General features: G+C 59.3%; 1 protein-coding gene. It reads right to left on the reverse strand.

All coding sequences use genetic code 11. The features are described from left to right. On the reverse strand, positions 1-1,121 hold a 1,121-nt coding region (locus tag ACR0P8_RS09580; RefSeq protein WP_432624833.1), incomplete at its 3' end, for a sugar porter family MFS transporter. Between the last annotated feature and the right edge of the window lie 587 nt (positions 1,122-1,708).

The raw sequence follows: 1,708 nt of genomic DNA on the forward strand, positions 1-1,708 counted from the left end.
ACGGCCAACGCCGCGAGAGCGATGGTCATCGTCACCGATCCGAAGATGAGCAGCTTCTTGCGGGGGAATCTGTCCATGATGAGAGTGGCGACGATGGTGGCCACGAAATTGACCACGCCGATGCCGACCGACACCCAGATGGCGTCGTTTTCAGGGAATCCGAAGCCCTTGATGAACACCTGCGGCAGGAAATAGATCACGGAATTGATGCCGACGAGCTGCTGGAACAGCATGATGCCGACCGCGGCGATGAGCGCCGGACGGGCGATGCGGAACAGTTCGCGGACGCCTCCCTTGGTGTTCTGTGCGGCGACGGCCTTGATGTCGTCAAGCTCGAGCTGCACCTGGGCCTGATCGACGTCCTTGCGTATGAGAGTGAGCACCTTGAACGCCTCGCGGTCCTTGCCGCGGCTCACCAGATATCGGGGCGATTCCGGCAGTAGCAGACCGCCGACGAGCAGCAGGGCCGCCGGCACGAGCGCCGAGCCCAGCATCCACCGCCAGTCGCGGATGCCGGCGATGTTGTGGCCAAGGAAGCCGAGATTGGAGGCATACGCCAGCAGGATGCCGAAGGTGATCATCAGCTGGAACAGCGTGGACAGCGAACCACGGCGTTCCTTTGGTGCGAGTTCGGCGAGATACGCCGGGGTCAGCGAGGAGGCCGCGCCGACGGCGAGACCGAGGATGATGCGGGCCACGACCATCATCAGGAATCCTGTGGAGCTCGCGCACATGCCCGAGCCGAGCAGGAACAGGACCGCCGCAAGAATCAGCAGCCTTTTGCGTCCGAAACGGTCAGACAGCGCACCGATGGACAGGGCGCCCGCACAGGAGCCGATCAGCACGGATGACGTGATGAATCCGGTCTGGGCCACGGACAGGCCGAAATCGGCTTCGATCAGCGGCGAGGGCCCGGAGATGATGCCCGTGTCAAAGCCGAACAGCATGCCTCCCAGCGCACCGAACGTGAAGATGAACGCACTATTGAGCGGGAAGCGCGTGGAGACGCCACGCTCCACTTCCTGTTCGACGGCGTCGATCGTCGCGCCAACTTCATGGATGCCGGCTTCCACCGCGTCCTCGGCATTGTGCACCGGATTGGACGTCTGCACCGCAGTCATGATTCCACCTTCCATTCCCCATTGGTCCTCATCGATATGAGATGCAACAGCCGCAACAAACAAAAAAGACCTGGAACGACGTCACTTACGTCGTTCCAGGTCTTGCCTCGCATTGAGTAGCAACCCTGCCGCGCTTGCATGCTGCGTATATTTCATTTCAGTGTAGTTCACGGAGGAATGCGACACTCCGATTTTTAGAAAACGTTTACCGGCGATATTTCAACAGTAGAGAGCCTGAAGACAAACCAGTAAGCATGCTTTGTCCTCCCGCGAGGAAATCCGCCCTACAGGGAGCACCCGCACTGCAGGGAGCATCCGCGGACCTTCACGAACGAACAGGTCAAACATCCACGAAAACCAAAGCCAGAGAAAAAGAAAGCCGGCGGAAGAGAAGCCGCCGGCTGAGAGAGAAGAGAGAAGAAGGGTTCAGTTATGGGATTCCGGACGGAACCTCGCCAACAGCCGTAACCGTTGACATGTTCTATATAACCGCCCAACCCTTGGAGGAATGATGCGTGTTCCTGTCAATTCCCTGAAAATCACGTGACGGAAATGTCACGATGGCGCGAAAAACCACGCATCCGCGC

Source organism: Bifidobacterium sp., from assembly GCF_050874245.1.
Lineage (GTDB): Bacteria > Actinomycetota > Actinomycetes > Actinomycetales > Bifidobacteriaceae > Bifidobacterium.